The sequence below is a fragment of the Clostridium sp. 1001283B150225_161107_B6 genome (assembly GCF_015556325.1).
Classification (GTDB): Bacteria; Bacillota; Clostridia; order Lachnospirales; family Lachnospiraceae; genus Enterocloster.
Window position 1 is genome coordinate 152,274 of record NZ_JADNMD010000006.1, and the last position, 16,048, is coordinate 168,321.

The following is a 16,048-nucleotide window of genomic DNA, read 5'->3' on the forward strand; positions in this document are numbered from 1 at the left end:
TTAAAGCCGCCCCAGAAGCTCCTGCACCGTACCGGCAATCCCCTGGCCCGTAAGGCCGTAGTGTTCAAACACCTGGTCCGATGTGCCGGTGATTACAGGTTCGTCCGGAAGGCTGAGATTTACCACCATCCTGGGACAGCATGCGGATACCACCTGGCTTACCCTGGAACCCAGCCCGCCGAAGGGAGCGTGTTCTTCCACGGTCACCACCAGCCTGGCGCCCCAGGCAGCCTCTCTGACCGCTTCCCCGTCCAGGGGCTTCACGCAGTACATATCCATCACGCCGGCGCTGATTCCGGATTTCCCAAGGAGCCTCCCGGCGTCCAACGCAGGCTTCACCATCTCGCCGCAGGCAATGATTGCCACATCACTTCCCCTGGAAAGCACTGTGGCCTTATCCATGACAAAGGGTACATTTGCCTCCTCATAGATATCCTCCACCGCATTCCTGCCCACACGGATATAGGCAGGCTTATCATCCTTTAGCAGCGCCTTCACCAGACAGGCTGTCTGGAAACGGTCGCTGGGCAGATATACCCTCATATTGGGGATGGCCGACAGGGCCGCTATGTCCTGGGCCGAATGATGGCTCATGCCCAGCGCTCCATAGCTGATGCCTCCGCTGATGCCGATAAGCTTTACATTGGTGTTGGAATAAGCTGCATCCACCTTAATCTGTTCGTAGCTTCTGGTACTGAGGAAACAGGCCGGGGAAGCAGCAAAGGGCTTCTTGCCGCATTTTGCAAGTCCGGCGGACACGCTGACCAGGTTCTGCTCTGCAATTCCCATCTCCACAAACTGGTCCGGATAGGCATCCGCAAAAGGCGTCAGGGATGCTGACCCCCTGGAATCACTGCACAGCACCACAATATCCCGGTCCTCCTTCGCAGCCTCCATCAGCGTATCGCAGATGGCCTTTCTGTTGGGTATCTTATTCATGAAGCAGGGCCTCCTTCCTTTTTTCAAAATCGCGGATGATTTCATTATATTCCTCCGGCGTTGGAACCTTGTGATGCCAACCGGCCTTATTCTCCATCACAGGAGAGCCGCAGCCCTTTACCGTGTTTGCAATGAGTACAGCCGGTTTTCCCTTTACAGTCTTTGCTTCCTCAAAGGCAGCGTCCAGCTGGTCAATGTCGTTTCCGTCCGCCACGTCAATCACGTGCCACCCAAAGCTGCAAAACCGCTCATGCAAATCATCGTGGCCCATAACATCCTCCGTACACCCTGAAATCTGCAGCCGGTTTCTGTCCACCACGGCGCACAGGTTATCCAGATGATAATGGCTGGCTGCCATGGCTCCCTCCCACACAGAGCCCTCTGCCAGTTCCCCGTCCCCCATGACCACATAGACGCGGTAGTCCTTCCGGTCCATCTTTCCCGCCATGGCCATTCCCACGCACACAGGCAGGCCATGGCCCAGGGAGCCTGAGTTCATCTCAATTCCAGGCAGCTTGTTGTTGGGATGTCCTATGAATTCGGAGCCGAACCTGCTGAAGGTGGCGATAACCTCTTCTATAGGAAAGAATCCTTTTTCTGCCAATACCGCATAGTAGCTTTCCACGGAATGCCCCTTGCTGAGCACAAAACGGTCGCGGGTGTCATGGTCCTGGTTCTCAGGGCTTATGTTCATCTGTTTCATATACAGCTCCACCAGTATCTCCATGACACTCATATCGCCTCCGATATGTCCTCCCTTTCCCGCGACAATCATATCCAGTACATGTTTCCTCAAGTCATATGAAAGGACCTTAAGTTCGTTCATTCCTTTTCCCCCTTTATTTTACCGACTTCCTGAACCGGTCAAGACCCACTGCCAGCAAAAGGACCACGCCCATGCAGACCTGCTGCCAGTATGTGTTTACATTCAGGATGGTAAGCCCATTCTGGAGTACGGAGATGAAAATGGCTCCAATCAGGGTTCCCACCATGCTTCCGATTCCGCCCTTTGTCAGGCTGGCGCCTCCAATGACAGCGGCGGCAATTGCATACATCTCATAGGACTGGCCTGCAATGGGCTGGCCTGAATTCAGACGTCCCATGTACACGATGCCGCTGAGCGCGGCGCAGAAGCCCGACAGCACAAAGGCTGCCAATGTAACCCGTTTCACGTTGATGCCGGAGAGCCTTGCAGACTCTGAATTATCGCCCACCGCACAAACCTTGCGGCCCGCCGTGGTCTTCTGCAGGGCCACGTGCCCTATAATATAGACAATGGCAATGAGCCAGACAATATTGGGTATGTAGAGTATGCTTCCCATGGCAAAGCTGGTCATGCCCTGGGGAAGGCCCACCACTGCCTGGCCTCCCGTATACAGGTACGCCATTCCCCTGAACAGCCACATGGTGGAAAGGGTCACGATGAAGGGAGGAAATCCCAGATAAGCCACCAGGCTGCCGTTGAACAGTCCCAGCAGGATACCGGTCAGCAGCACCGCCGTGATTCCCAGTCCCACATTGCCTGTCTTTACCATAAGGGTGGCGCCCACACAGGAGGACAACGCAAGGGAGGCGCCCACGGAAATGTCAATGTTTCCGGAAATGATTACATAGGTCATGCCCACCGCAATAATGGCATTGGTGCCGCTCTGAATCAGTATGTTCCTGATATTGCTGGGGGTAAGGAATATGTTGCTGAGAGCGGTAAACACCACTACCAGGATGACAAGCCCCAGAACGGTTCCCAGGCTTCCTGTCAAAAGTTTTTTCAATGAAATATTCTTAGCTTTATCCACTGCATTTACCTTCCCTTCGTCGTAATGTGCCTGAGCACATTGTTCTGTTCTATCTCTTCCGCTTCCAATTCACCGGTTATCTGGCCCTTGGACATGACGATGATACGGTCGCTGACCGACACCAGCTCATTGACCTCAGAGGAAATGACAATGGCCGCTTTCCCCTTCTGGGCCGCAAAATCCCTGATTAGCTGGTGTATCTCCGCCTTAGCGGCCACGTCAATGCCCCTTGTGGGCTCATCAAAGATGAGAAGGTTGCAGCCCGCGTGGAGCCATTTGGCAATGGCCACCTTCTGCTGGTTTCCCCCGCTTAAATTTACCACCTGGGTGGCGGATGTGCCCTTGGTCTTAAGCATCTTTATATAACGGTCCGATACCTGCCGGACTTTTTTCCAGTTCATGAATCCGCGGGCGCTGACCGCCCTCATATCGCAGTGGATGGTATTTTCCTCTATTTTCAGTCCCAGGGACAGGCCGTCCTCCTTGCGGTTCTCACTCAGGTACCCCAGCCCCGCGTCAATGGCCTGTCTGGTATTCGCAATCCGCCGGACCTTTCCGGAGACTTTAATCACACCGCCCTTTAACGGGTCTGCCCCGCATACCATCCTGGCCAGCTCCGTCCGCTTGGACCCCACCAGTCCTCCGATTCCCAGCACCTCACCCTCATAGACCGTCAGGTTCAGGTCCTGAATAAAACCGCCGTCTGTTATATGCTCCAGCTCCAGAAGGGGAATGCTTCCCGCCTTATCCCGTCTGGTGCGTCCGCCTCCCATGGGCCGGCCCAGCACCTTGCCGCTCATCATCATAATTACATCGTCCGGCGTGCTGGTCTTTACATCGGAGGAGCCCACCAGCTTCCCGTCCCTCATGACGATTGCCTTGTCGCATATCCGGAATATCTCGTCCAGGCGGTGGGATATGTAGATGGTGGTGATTCCCCTGGCCTTTAAGGCTGCAATGATTTCAAATAGCTGCTCCGACTCCTCATGGGTCAGGGAGGTGGTGGGTTCGTCCATGATGAGTACCTTGCAGTCCACGGCCAGTGCCTTGGCTATCTCCACCATCTGCTTTTCCGGCAGGGACAAATCCCCCACCCGGCGCCTTGGGTCAATATGTCCCGCGTTCAGCTTTACCAGCTGCTCCCTGGTATCCCTGTACATCTTCCCGAAATCAATCAGGTTTCCCACCCGCCTGGGCTCATGGGACACATATACATTTTCCATGACATTCATCTCCGACATAAGGCTTAACTCCTGATAGATAATTGCCACGCCAAAGCCCCTGGCCTCCAGGGTGGAATACTGTTTGGGAAGGGACCGGCCGTCCAGGATAATATCCCCGCTGTCCCGTGTATAGGCGCCGCTCAAGATTTTCATCAGCGTGGATTTGCCTGCTCCGTTCTCTCCCATGAGGGCGACGACCTCGCCCTCATAGAAGTCCATGGAAACATCGTCCAGGGCCCTGACACCCGGAAATTCCTTCACAATATGCTTAAACTCCAATATAGGTTTGGAATGTTCCATATCTTACTTCTCCAATCCGCCCGTTTCCGGGGCTGTTCTTCCTGGCTTTCTGCCTGACTGTTCCGCCCGGCTTTCTTCTCCCGGCTTTCTGCCTGCCTTCCTTTTCCCGGCTGTTCCCTGATTTTAATATCCCTTCTCGGTAAGTCCTCTGAGCGGGAACCGTTCTGCCGCGTACTCATAAATGGTCTGGTCCGTGAGCCCGTCCACAAACTGGCCTGTAACCAGTGTACAGTCATAGAGAATTTCCCTGTCATAGTGGTAATCGCTGTTCATGACCAGGGCCGTGGCCAGCTTTACTCCCATGGCGCCCTCGTCCAGGTTTGGAAGAGACACAAACGCATCCAGGTCGCCGTCCATGGTCATGTTCACTGCATCCAGGATTCCGTCATAGCCCACCAGAATTAAATCATCGGCTTTTTTGCCCGCTGCCTTGGCCGCATTGACCATTCCTACTGCCATCTGGTCGTTGCAGGCAAATATGGCTTTCACATTGGGGTTTGCCGTAAGGATGTTGGTTGTGACGTCAGCCGCCTTGTCGCTGGACCACTCTGCTCCCTGTTCCGCAACCACCTTGATTCCCGGGTATTCGGCACATGCCTCCATGAATCCTGCATGGCGGTCAACGCCTGTGGACTGTTCCATAAGCCCTGTGATAATGGCAACCTCGCCTTCTCCGCCCAGCTGCTCGCATATGTACTTGCCTGCCTTGTATGCCCCGGCCACATCGTCGCCGCCCACAAAGGCATCTATAACGCTTGTATCGCTGATTCGCGTATCAAAGTTCACGATTTTAATTCCCGCTTCCCTGGCCTTCCTGATGGCCGGAATCACGCCGTCTGAGCTGGCCGCCGAGACCACGATGGCATCCGCCTTCTTTTCAATGGCCGCCTCAATCATGGACACCTGCTTTTCCAGGTCCACCTCCTCCTGGGGAATGGCAATGGTCAGGTCCACACCCAGGTTATCCGCTGTCTGCTGTGCAAAATCAGATACGGAAATCCACCACGGGTTGTTCAGTGTCTTTCCCACCCAGTAAACGCTGATGCCTTCCTTTTTCTCAGTTCCTGCTTCCGCCTCCCTGGCATTGTCATTGGTGGTGGATGCTGCCTCCAGTCCATTGGACGTACAGGCTGCCAGGCTCAGTGCCGCCATACCGGTCAACAGGATGCTGAATAACCTTTTTTTCATTTTGTTCCTCCTTTTTGATGTGAGAAAACAGTTTATGCACCTATGCTTTATGATTTAACTAAATTTTATTAAGTCATGTATTTGTGCATTATAACCATTTATTCTCTGTGTTTACAGGTTTCATTGTGCTTGTTACACGTAATATAACAGGTTATTCCCTTGGTGTCAATAGTATTTGACTAAATTTTAATTAATTTAATTAAATTAAAAACAAAATTTTAACAATTTTTACTTAATAATATTTAGTATATTGTGACTTCTGACAAAAAAAGAGCATATACAGCATTAAATGCCGTACATGCTCTGTCCGTCTTCTGTTTTTGCTTTGTTTTAATCTGTTATTTTTTTCACACTTTCCCGTTTCACCAGACTGGTGCCTATCTCCACCTTCAGGGACTGTTCCCTGCCCTGGTCCAGCCGGGAAATCAGCAGGTCCACGGCAGCCGGTCCGAATATGTCCTTGGGCACATTGATGGTGGTCAGCTGAGGCTCCACCAGGGTGCTGATGGGCCGGTTGTCAAACCCCACCACGGATATGTCCTCCGGAATCCGGTATCCGCACTCCTGCATGGCCCTGATTGCGCTGCACCCAATCAGGTCATTTTCCGCAAAGAATGCCGTGGGAAGGTGTTTGCGGCCCTCCAGGTACTTCTTTACATCCTGTTTCACACCCTCCTCCGAGTACCCCACATCAATGACATACTCCTTGTTGAAGATGCCTCCCAGACTTCTGAGCTTATGCTTAAAGGCACTGTAACGCTCGTCAAAACTGTTGATTCTGACCTTGCTCCGGATATACCCTATCTCCCGGTGCCCCATGGAGCACAGATATGCCACGGCCTTGCTGGTGCCCTGCACATTATTGATGGACACGGCATCCACATCGTTTTCCTGAAAAGAATTGTCCAGGATGGCAAAGGGAATCTGGGAATCCTTAAAAAGCTGAAGGTCGTCATAGTACATTTCCACTGCGAAAATGATGAGCCCCTTATACCCTCCTGATTTTATCTGGTGCTCCTGCTCCGTCCTAGGCATGGTTTTGTTGATGTAGAGGAAGTTAAGGGTATATCCGTAGTGGTTGATGCGGTTATTGATTCCCTCCAGGATATATGTGAAAAAAGGGGACTCATCCACGATGCTCCCCTCCCGTTTATAGACTACGAAACCGATGGAGCCATTATTAATTCTCTGCTCCTTTAACATGTATCCGCAGTCCATTTCCTTTATCTTCTGTATGATTTCCTGACGGCGTTTCTCGCCCACGCCCGGCTTGTTATTTAAAACAAGCGAAACCGTAGCCGTGGACACCCCCAGCATTTCCGCTATGTCTTTTGCTCTCAGCGCCATTTCCGGACCCCCCTTTGCCTTGCAGTTAAGTTGATTTTACTAAATTATTAACTAAATTGCAATAGTAAAAGGCATCCCCCATTGTATCTCAGATTCTTCCGTTTCCCATTTCCAGCAGTTTCACGCTCCCGCATTCCAGGGTGGCCTTAAGGTCTATGATGCGCTGGTTGGATGACCCCCTGAAGGGAAGGCTGATATCCTTAAGGGCTTCCACGAAACGCCCGTCCACCAGCACGTCTATCATGGACAGCATCCGGTCCGTATACCCGCACCTGGCCCGGCTGTCCCTTAGAAGGTCTGTTTCCAGGGTGTACCCCGTGTAGCACCAAAGGGTTTTCTGCGGATAACGCTCCCTTACCTTTTCCAGGAAAGGCACCAGCGCCATCTGGTTTTCCGGTTCAAAAGGCTCTCCCCCCAGAAGGGTGAGGCCGTCTATATAATCCGGAGACAGTGCGTCCAGGATTTCCCCCGCGGTCTTTTCTGTAAAAGGGTTCCCGAAACAAAAATCCCACGCCTCCTCATTAAAGCAGCCGGGGCAGTGATGGGTACACCCTGATACGAACAGGGATACCCTCACGCCTGAGCCGTTGGCGATATCATTTTTTTTAATTGTACCGTAATTCATCTTATAAATGGAGCACCCTTTCCTTGATTTCCTGGGTCCTGCCCTGGTTCCAGAACTGGGTTCCGATGTAACCGCATGTCCTTCTGGCCACATTCAGCTTGTTCTCATCCCGGTTGCCGCACTTGGGGCATTCCCATACCAGCTTGCCGCTCTCATCCGTCACAATCTGAATCTCGCCGTCAAACCCGCATTCCTGGCAGAAATCGCTTTTGGTGTTCAGTTCCGCATACATGATATTGTCGTAGATATACCGTATGATTCCCAGCACAGCCGGAATATTGTTCTGCATGTTGGGCACTTCCACGTAGCTGATGGCTCCTCCGGTGGAAAGGGCCTGGAACTGGGACTCAAATTTAAGCTTTGAGAAGGCATCAATTTCCTCGGAAACATTCACATGGTAGCTGTTGGTGATATAGCTTCTGTCCGTCACGCCCTCGATGATGCCAAAGCGCTTCTGAAGGCATTTGGCAAACTTATAGGTGGTGCTCTCTATGGGCGAACCATAGATGCTGAATCCGATGTTTGTCTCGTCCTTCCAGCGGTTGCAGGCCTGATTCATATACTCCATGACCTCCAGGGCAAAAGGAGTGGCCGCCTGGTCTGTATGGGACTTTCCAGTCATATACCTGACACACTCATAGAGTCCTGCATATCCCAGGGAAATGGTGGAATAACCGCCGTAAAGGAGCCGGTCAATGGTCTCCCCCTTCTTAAGCCTTGCCAGGGCGCCGTTCTGCCAGAGAATCGGAGCCGCATCCGACAGGGTGCCCTTCAGACGGTTGTGGCGGCACATCAGGGCACGGTAGCACAGGTCCAGCCTCTCGTCAAATATCTTCCAGAAGGCATCCATATCGCCCCCCGAGGACAGGGCCACGTCCACCAGGTTAATGGTCACCACGCCCTGGTTGAAACGGCCGTAGAATTTATAATTGCCCTCCTGGTCCTTCCAGGGGCTTAAGGCGCTGCGGCAGCCCATGACAGGGAAGCAGTTGCCTTCCTTTAACTCCATCATCTTCTTCTCGGAAATATAGTCGGGGACAAGGCGCTTGGCCGTACATTTCGCAGCCATCTCAGTGAGGTAATAGTACTCGGTTCCCTCGTTGATATTATCCTCCTCCAGCACGTAAATCAGCTTGGGGAATGCCGGTGTAATCCATACGCCTGACTCATTTTTCACTCCCTGGTAGCGCTGCTTCAGAGTCTCCTCGATAATCATGGCCAGGTCCTTTTTCTCCCGTTCATTCTTAGCTTCATTCAGGTACATGAACACGGTCAGGAAGGGAGCCTGTCCGTTGGTTGTCATCAGTGTGATGACCTGATACTGGATGGTCTGGACCCCCTTTGTAACCTCCTTGCGGAGCCTGTTTTCCACCACCTGATGGATGGCTTCCTCAGAAGGCGCGCAGCCAAAGGTCTTTACCTCCTCCTGTACCTCCGCGTATATTTTCTTCCTGGATACATCCACAAAAGGAGCCAGGTGGGCCAGGCTGATGCTCTGCCCGCCATACTGGTTGCTGGCTACCTGGGCAATTATCTGGGTGGCAATGTTGCAGGCCGTGGAAAAGCTGTGGGGCTTCTCAATCCTGGTTTCGCTGATAACCGTGCCGTTCTGCAGCATATCCTCCAGGTTCACCAGGTCGCAGTTGTGCATGTGCTGGGCAAAATAATCGGAATCATGGAAATGGATGATACCCTCCTTGTCCGCCTCCACAATGTCCTGGGGCAGGAGCATTCTCTTGGTCAGGTCCTTGCTGACCTCCCCGGCCATGTAATCCCTCTGCACACTGTTGACCGTTGGATTCTTGTTGGAATTTTCCTGCTTCACATCCTCATTATTACACTCAATCAGGGACAGGATGCGGTTGTCCGTTGTATTGGCCTTGCGTATAAGGGAGCGCTGATAACGGTATCTCACGTAGTCCTTTGCAAGCTCAAAGGCGCCGGTGGACATAATCTGGTTCTCCACCATATCCTGGATTTCCTCCACGGACACAGCCCTGTTCAGCTTCTCACATTTGTACTCCACGTAATCCGCAATGTCCTTAATCTGCTCCAGGCTCAGCTTGCTCTTTCCGGCAGCCGCATTGGCCTTTGCCACGGCCACCACTATCTTATTGTTGTCAAAGTCCTCTTCTGCGCCATTCCTCTTAATAATTTTCATCGTCACTACACTCCTTTTATCCAAATGCTCTCCCACGCTGCCTGTCTTCAGGTAAACGGTTTAAAGGCATCTTATCACAAAATATTGGAAAAATCTGTTGCTTGTGCAACAGTATAAGATTTTAACACTAAATGTTGTGTTTTTCAAGAGGAAGTATACGATAAGATGTATTTCAGAAAAATAGGGCAATTGGCTGAAATCCCGGCTGAACCCGGCAATAAGTCTGACAGCAAAAAGGCGCCGCTGAGACACAATGGCTGTACGGCGCCCTTTTCCATCCTATTCCAGATAATGCCCCACCGGAGATGTGTTATACTGCTTCAGTATCTCAATCACAGCAGAGCCACATGCTGCTATTCTCTCCCTGCACAGCTGTCACGCTCCACCAGATGATGGGGAACAATGATTTTCGTGGCCACCAGCTCCGGGTTCTCCACATGGCTTATCATCTGGGCAGCTGCCTCGATTCCCAGCTGGCAGGCGTTTACATCCACGGATGTCAGGGGCGGAAATGTAAGCCTGGATAGCAGGGAGTTGTTAAAGGACAGGATGGATACATCTCCCGGAATGGAAAGTCCCAGGCCGATGCAGGTCTTCTCCAGAGCCACTGCCAGTATGTCGTCGCTGACCAGCACGGCCGTGGGTCTGTCCTCCTTTCCGAACAGGGAAGCCAGCGCCTGGTCCTGCTCCTCCGGCACAGAAGGAACCTCCACGCACAGCTCATTTTCAAAGGGTATCCCCCGTTCTGTCAGGGCCAGCATGTACCCCATTTTCCGGTCGTGGTTATATAGAAGGGAATGGTCCCCGGACAGACAGGCAATCCTTACATGGCCCAGATTCAGCAGGTACTCCGCTGCCTCTTTGCCGGCAAGCACATTGTCGTTGTCCACGTAAATGGTCTGGTTCACATTCCGGTATGCCTTTCCTATAAGCACATACAGCAGTCCCTCCTCATAGAGATAATCCAGGACCGGGTCCTGTTCTTTGGAATAGAGCACGATAAAGCCCTCTGCCAGGCCGGTTCTTGCCATGGTTTTTATGGCCTGAAGGACCTCTTCCTCATTCTGGCCTGTAATCACTGTATTGATATACTGCTTCTGGTTGCAATACTGGCTGATTCCCCGTATCATCTCCAGATAAAATGGATTCTGATACGCCTCCCGCTCCGACGGGGGCAGTATGATTCCGATGGTACGGGAATTCTGGGTGGCCAGACTGCTGGCCTGGAAATTCGGTTCATACCCCAGCTTTGCCATGGCCTGGCGGACCTTCTCCTTGGTCTGGCGGCTGATGGAGGGATGGTCCTTGCACGTACGGCTTACGGTCGATGGCGACACCCCCGCAAGGGCGGCCACGTCTTTGATTGTAACAGGCATACACAGCCTCCTTAAATATACATTTCATTTTCATGGACATGCAGATGTATATGAATCCATATACGCTCTTTCTTTATTGTAAGGTCTAATGCAACTTTTGTCAACTTGTTTGCGCTTCATTTGCGCAATTCTTCCCTGCTCATTTGCACTGCTCCCTAAGAAAGTTGCACAAATACAACTGCCTGTTTTTGTCTAAAACGTAGAAAACATGGGTTTTCTAAAAGTATCTATTGCATTCTTCATGCAACCGGATTATATTTAATGCAAGCGGTTGCGCAAACAGTGCAACAATCAAATTCAGGAGGTTACATATGAACAAGAACACTGACGGCTGTATTGGAATCAGGATTCTCTCCCCCTTAACCGGAACAGCGGTCCCGCTGGAGGAAGTTCCGGACCCTGTATTCTCGCAGAAAATCATTGGAGACGGCATCGCCATCCTGCCCCAGGACGGCAATCTGGTCAGCCCCATTGACGGAGAGGTGGTTTCCGTGGCAGAAACCCTTCACGCCTATGGTCTCCGCTCCGAAGACGGCATAGAAGTCATGGTCCACTTTGGCCTGGAGACAGTGGCCTTAAAGGGAGAATCCTTCCAGTGCTGCGTAAAGGCCGGAGATAAGGTAAAGGCCGGGGACCTTTTGGCAAAGGCTGATTTAAAGGCCCTTGCTGAAAAGCAGGTCAACACCATCACGCCTGTCCTTATCTGCGGAGGAATGGAAGGCCGTTCCATGAATGCCTTCACAGGTCCTGTAAAAGCCGGGACAGATGCCGTGATAACAATATTGGACCACTGTCCGCCCGACGGGGCAGGAGAACCCGGGATAACCGGTTCAGCACATACAGATGATGGCGTAAAAACAGACGCATCTTCCCATGCAGATGGCGGCGTAAAAACAGACGCAGCTTCCCATACAGATACCGCGGGCAGAAAAGCCGGAAAAGCAAAAAAATCCCTGATAAATTTCGATTTCCTCCAGAAGCTGGGCAAGGTGCTGATGACCGTCATTGCGGTCATGCCTGCAGCCGGACTGATGATTAGCGTAGGAAAGCTCATACAGATGGCCGGCGCAGACATGAACGCTGTCCTTACAATCGGAAGCACCATGGAAACCATGGGCTGGGCCGTAATCAACAACCTGCACATCCTGTTTGCTGTTGCCATCGGCGGTTCCTGGGCAAAGGAACGGGCCGGCGGAGCATTTGCAGCCGTCATTGCCTTCATCCTCATCAATGTCATAACAGGCGCCCTCTTCGGCGTCAGCAGCGCTGACCTGAATGACCCTGCCGCCGTCACCCGCACCCTGTTGGGCCAGGAAATCCTGGTAAACGGCTATTTCACCTCGGTCCTGGGCGCTCCTGCGCTTAATATGGGCGTGTTTGTGGGAATCATATCAGGCTTTGCAGGCGGAGTTATTTACAATAAATATTATAATTACAGGAAGCTTCCGGATGCCCTGGCCTTCTTTAACGGCAAGCGCTTTGTACCCATGGTGGTCATCCTCTGGTCCGTTGTTATCTCCCTGGTGCTGGCCATTGTATGGCCGGTGGTCCAGACAGGCATCAACACCTTCGGCGTGTGGATTGCCAATTCCTCCTCCACCTCCCCTGTGCTGGCCCCCTTTATATACGGAACCCTGGAGAGGCTTCTTCTCCCCTTCGGCCTGCACCATATGCTGACCATACCTATGAACTATACCTCCTTCGGAGGCACCTACACCATTCTGACCGGCGTCAACGCAGGTTCCCAGGTCTTTGGCCAGGACCCGCTGTGGCTGGCCTGGGCCACAGACCTTATCAACCTTAAGGACGCCGGCGACATGGCCGGTTACCAGAGCCTGCTGGCCGCCATCACCCCGGCCCGCTTCAAGGTGGGACAGATGATTGGCGCCACCGGCCTGCTGCTGGGCATTGCCCTGGCCATGTACCGCCGTGTGGACCCGGATAAGCGCCGTAATTACCGTTCCATGTTTATTTCCACCGTGCTGGCCGTATTCCTTACAGGCGTCACAGAGCCTCTGGAATTCATGTTCATGTTCTGTGCGCTTCCGCTGTATCTGGTATACGCAGTCCTGCAGGGATGCGCATTTGCCATGGCCGGCATCATCCACCTCAGGCTCCATTCCTTCGGCAACCTGGAATTCCTGACCCGTGTGCCCATGTCCCTCCGCGCAGGACTCGGCGGTGACCTGATTAACTTCATTCTCTGTGTGGCTGTATTCTTTGCTGCGGGATATTTAATCGCCTACTTCATGATAGGAAGGTTCCATTTTGCCACCCCCGGCAGACTGGGCAACTATAACGATGACTCTGCCTCAGAGGACAGCCAGAACCAGACCGGCTCCAAAGCACCGGGCAGCGGCCAGGCGGAGCGCATTATCTCCCTCCTGGGAGGAAGGGACAACATAGTCCTGGTGGACGCCTGCATGACCCGTCTGCGCGTCACGGTGAAGGACGTGGACAAGGTAGCCGAACTGCCTGAATGGAAGGCGGAAGGCGCCATGGGACTGATTAAAAAGGACGGCGGCATCCAGGCCATCTACGGACCAAAAGCCGATGTGCTTAAATCCGATATCAATGATATACTGTAACAAGGGCGCTGCCATTGCCCCGCAGCACCAGACTGCTGCTGCAAAAAACACCGGAGACAGATAATATGAAAATAATGACCCTTAACACACACAGCCTGGCGGAACCGGATTATGAATCCAAGCTCACCGCCTTTGCGGGTTCCCTTGTCCAAATCCAGCCGGATATCATAGCCCTCCAGGAGGTCAGCCAGTCCAGGAATGCTTCCCCGGCAGCCCCTGACCGGCTGCCGGACTGGGGCTATGTCCCCTGCAGCACAGGGGATATAGGCCAGGGCTCCCCCTCCGGGCCCCGGACAGTCATCCGCACAGACAACCACGCCTTTAACCTGGCGCTGCTCCTGGCCCAGTCCGGCCTTTCCTATGAATGGACCTGGATTCCGGCCAAGATAGGATATGGAAAATATGACGAGGGCCTGGCTGTCCTCAGCCGTTCCCCCATACTTGGAACCCACCAGTTTTACATCACCGGCAGCCGGGATTATGGGAACTGGAAGACCCGGAAAATACTTGGCATCAGCACCCGTACAGAGCACGGAACCGAATATTTTTACAGTGTCCACATGGGCTGGTGGAATGACAGCGAAGAACCCTTTGAGGGACAATGGAAACGCATCTGCAGAGGCCTGGCCCCCTTATCCGGGGAACAGGTGTGGCTCATGGGGGATTTTAATTCCCCGGCCCATGTGGCCGGCCAGGGACATGACCTGGTTCTGGCCTCAGGCTGGTTTGACAGCTATGACCTGGCTGCCTCCAGGGATGGGGGAATCACCGTGGAACATGCCATTGACGGCTGGCGGGAACAGGGAGAAATATCCGGAATGCGCATCGACTACATCTGGACCAGCCGCAGGGTGCCGGTCATTTCCTCCCGGACCATATTTAACGGCGCATCCTATCCCATTGTATCAGACCATTTTGGAATCATCACAGAATATTAAACAGGGCAATGCCTGCTAAAAGGAGCATACAGACATGAAACGAGAAAGCGGAATCTTACTGTCCATCACCAGCCTTCCCTCCCCTTACGGAATCGGCTGCTTTTCAAAGGAGGCCTACGAATTCGTGGACCGGTTAAAGGAAGCCGGCCAGTCCTACTGGCAGATTCTTCCCCTGGGGCCCACCAGTTACGGCGATTCTCCCTACCAGTCCTTTTCCACCTTTGCAGGCAACCCCTATTTCATAAGCCTGGAGGACCTTATACAGGAGGGTGTTCTCACAGAGGAGGAATGCAGCCAGGCCTGCTTTGGAAGCAGTCCCGAATCCGTGGACTATGCAAAGGTATACGAAGAACGGTTTCCCCTGCTCCGAAAAGCCTATGAACGCAGCAGCATAAGCCTTGACCCCCAGTTCAGGAAATTCACGGAGGAAAACAGGTGGTGGCTGGAGGATTACTCCCTCTTCATGGCGGTGAAGGCCCGGTTTGGCGGGATTGCCTGGCCCCAGTGGGCACAGGACATCCGCCTGCGCTGGCAGAATGCCCTGGACTACTACCGCAGGGAGCTGTATTACGATATCGAATTCCACCAATATCTTCAGTTCAAATTCATCCAGCAGTGGAAAAAACTGAAATCCTATGCCAATGCCAAAGGAATCCGCATCATCGGGGACATTCCCATTTATGTGGCCATGGACAGCGCCGACACATGGGCCCATCCCGAACTCTTTGAGCTGGACCGTGACAATGTACCCACCGCAGTTGCCGGCTGCCCTCCCGACGGCTTCTCCGCCACCGGGCAGCTCTGGGGCAATCCCCTGTACCGCTGGGATTACCACCGAAGCACCGGCTATGAGTGGTGGCTGTCCCGCCTGTCCTACTGTTACAAGCTGTACGATGTGGTAAGGATTGACCACTTCCGGGGATTTGACCAGTACTATTCCATCCCGGCCGGTTCTGACACAGCCATAGGAGGCCATTGGGAGCAGGGACCGGGAATCGGTTTCTTCCACACGGTGCGCAGCGCCCTGGGAGAAAAGGAAATCATTGCAGAGGACCTGGGTTATGTGACAGACTCTGTCAGACAGCTTGTGAGGGACAGCGGTTTCCCAGGCATGAAAGTGCTGGAATTTGCGTTTGATTCCAGGGATTCCGGCTGTGCCAGCGACTACCTTCCCCACAACTACCCGGAAAACTGCGTGGCCTACACAGGCACCCATGACAATGAAACCATCCGGGGATGGTACGCCTCCATCACGGCCCAGGAACGGAAGCTGGCCAGGGACTACCTCTGTGACAGCTGCACCCCCGCAAACCGTCTGCATATGTCCTTTATCAGCCTGATTATGCGCAGCCAGGCCAGAATGTGCGTCATCCCTCTTCAGGATTACATGGGCCTGGACAATGACTGCCGCATCAACACTCCCTCCACGGTTGGCTCTAACTGGAAATGGCGCCTTCTTCCGGGACAGATGTCGGACCAGCTGGTAAAGACCATTGCCTCGGTTACACTGCGCTACGGGCGCTGGAACTGGTAACCGGAACCGGCAGCTGCTGCCCGCAGCCGGAAC

General features: G+C 53.1%; 12 protein-coding genes. 3 read left to right on the top strand and 9 right to left on the bottom strand.

Features of this window, described 5'->3' with window-relative positions:
• The 9 genes from I2H39_RS15695 to I2H39_RS15735 all read right to left on the bottom strand — a co-directional run bounded on the left by I2H39_RS15695 (position 1) and on the right by I2H39_RS15735 (position 10,955).
• A complete protein-coding gene (locus I2H39_RS15695; RefSeq protein WP_138309344.1) occupies positions 1-939 on the bottom strand; it encodes a transketolase C-terminal domain-containing protein in 939 nt (312 codons plus the stop codon).
• Entirely contained in the window at positions 932-1,765 is an 834-nt protein-coding gene (locus tag I2H39_RS15700; protein ID WP_195626949.1) for a transketolase, read from the bottom strand. The genes I2H39_RS15695 and I2H39_RS15700 overlap by 8 nt, the downstream gene beginning before the upstream one ends.
• A 13-nt stretch (positions 1,766-1,778) precedes the next feature.
• Positions 1,779-2,735: an ABC transporter permease gene (locus I2H39_RS15705; protein ID WP_138309346.1), complete on the bottom strand. Its 957-nt coding sequence runs from the start codon at positions 2,733-2,735 to the stop codon at positions 1,779-1,781.
• 5 nt (positions 2,736-2,740) lie between these two features.
• The gene (locus tag I2H39_RS15710; protein WP_195626950.1) at positions 2,741-4,258 is read right to left on the bottom strand and encodes a sugar ABC transporter ATP-binding protein; all 1,518 of its coding nucleotides are present in this window, start codon (positions 4,256-4,258) and stop codon (positions 2,741-2,743) included.
• Positions 4,259-4,381: 123 nt separating this feature from the next.
• On the bottom strand, positions 4,382-5,446 hold the full coding sequence (locus I2H39_RS15715) for a sugar ABC transporter substrate-binding protein (protein ID WP_138309348.1): 1,065 nt from the start codon (positions 5,444-5,446) through the stop codon (positions 4,382-4,384).
• A 330-nt stretch (positions 5,447-5,776) separates the two neighbouring features.
• A complete protein-coding gene (locus I2H39_RS15720) occupies positions 5,777-6,793 on the bottom strand; it encodes a LacI family DNA-binding transcriptional regulator (protein ID WP_138309349.1) in 1,017 nt (338 codons plus the stop codon).
• A gap of 88 nt (positions 6,794-6,881) precedes the next feature.
• Positions 6,882-7,418, bottom strand: a complete 537-nt coding sequence (gene nrdG, locus I2H39_RS15725) for an anaerobic ribonucleoside-triphosphate reductase activating protein (protein WP_138309350.1) — start codon at positions 7,416-7,418, stop codon at positions 6,882-6,884.
• A gap of 1 nt (position 7,419) precedes the next feature.
• Positions 7,420-9,579 (bottom strand): anaerobic ribonucleoside-triphosphate reductase, encoded by a 2,160-nt coding sequence (gene nrdD, locus I2H39_RS15730; RefSeq protein ID WP_195626951.1) that lies wholly within the window; start codon positions 9,577-9,579, stop codon positions 7,420-7,422.
• Positions 9,580-9,932: 353 nt separating this feature from the next.
• Positions 9,933-10,955, bottom strand: coding sequence for a LacI family DNA-binding transcriptional regulator (locus tag I2H39_RS15735; RefSeq protein ID WP_138309353.1), 1,023 nt, complete (start codon positions 10,953-10,955; stop codon positions 9,933-9,935).
• A gap of 311 nt (positions 10,956-11,266) precedes the next feature.
• Here I2H39_RS15735 and I2H39_RS15740 point away from each other — a divergent pair, with 311 nt between their 5' ends.
• The 3 genes from I2H39_RS15740 (at position 11,267) to malQ (ending at position 16,015) form a co-directional block, all read left to right on the top strand.
• Complete coding sequence (locus I2H39_RS15740; protein WP_195626952.1) at positions 11,267-13,543, top strand: PTS transporter subunit IIBC; 2,277 nt, start codon at positions 11,267-11,269, stop codon at positions 13,541-13,543.
• Positions 13,544-13,608: 65 nt separating this feature from the next.
• Positions 13,609-14,481 (top strand): endonuclease/exonuclease/phosphatase family protein, encoded by an 873-nt coding sequence (locus I2H39_RS15745; RefSeq protein WP_195626953.1) that lies wholly within the window; start codon positions 13,609-13,611, stop codon positions 14,479-14,481.
• A gap of 34 nt (positions 14,482-14,515) precedes the next feature.
• Positions 14,516-16,015, top strand: a complete 1,500-nt coding sequence (gene malQ / locus I2H39_RS15750) for a 4-alpha-glucanotransferase (protein WP_195626954.1) — start codon at positions 14,516-14,518, stop codon at positions 16,013-16,015.
• Positions 16,016-16,048 lie beyond the last annotated feature (33 nt).

What these genes read in the sequence shown, in the direction of transcription:
- I2H39_RS15695 (WP_138309344.1), bottom strand. Translation starts at nt 939, where the DNA reads ATGAATAAGATACCCAACAGAAAGGCCATCTGCGATACGCTGATGGAG.
- I2H39_RS15700 (WP_195626949.1), bottom strand. Translation starts at nt 1,765, where the DNA reads ATGAACGAACTTAAGGTCCTTTCATATGACTTGAGGAAACATGTACTG.
- I2H39_RS15710 (WP_195626950.1), bottom strand. Translation starts at nt 4,258, where the DNA reads ATGGAACATTCCAAACCTATATTGGAGTTTAAGCATATTGTGAAGGAA.
- I2H39_RS15715 (WP_138309348.1), bottom strand. Translation starts at nt 5,446, where the DNA reads ATGAAAAAAAGGTTATTCAGCATCCTGTTGACCGGTATGGCGGCACTG.
- I2H39_RS15720 (WP_138309349.1), bottom strand. Translation starts at nt 6,793, where the DNA reads ATGGCGCTGAGAGCAAAAGACATAGCGGAAATGCTGGGGGTGTCCACG.
- nrdG (WP_138309350.1), bottom strand. Translation starts at nt 7,418, where the DNA reads ATGAATTACGGTACAATTAAAAAAAATGATATCGCCAACGGCTCAGGC.
- nrdD (WP_195626951.1), bottom strand. Translation starts at nt 9,579, where the DNA reads ATGAAAATTATTAAGAGGAATGGCGCAGAAGAGGACTTTGACAACAAT.
- I2H39_RS15735 (WP_138309353.1), bottom strand. Translation starts at nt 10,955, where the DNA reads ATGCCTGTTACAATCAAAGACGTGGCCGCCCTTGCGGGGGTGTCGCCA.
- I2H39_RS15740 (WP_195626952.1), top strand. Translation starts at nt 11,267, where the DNA reads ATGAACAAGAACACTGACGGCTGTATTGGAATCAGGATTCTCTCCCCC.
- I2H39_RS15745 (WP_195626953.1), top strand. Translation starts at nt 13,609, where the DNA reads ATGAAAATAATGACCCTTAACACACACAGCCTGGCGGAACCGGATTAT.
- malQ (WP_195626954.1), top strand. Translation starts at nt 14,516, where the DNA reads ATGAAACGAGAAAGCGGAATCTTACTGTCCATCACCAGCCTTCCCTCC.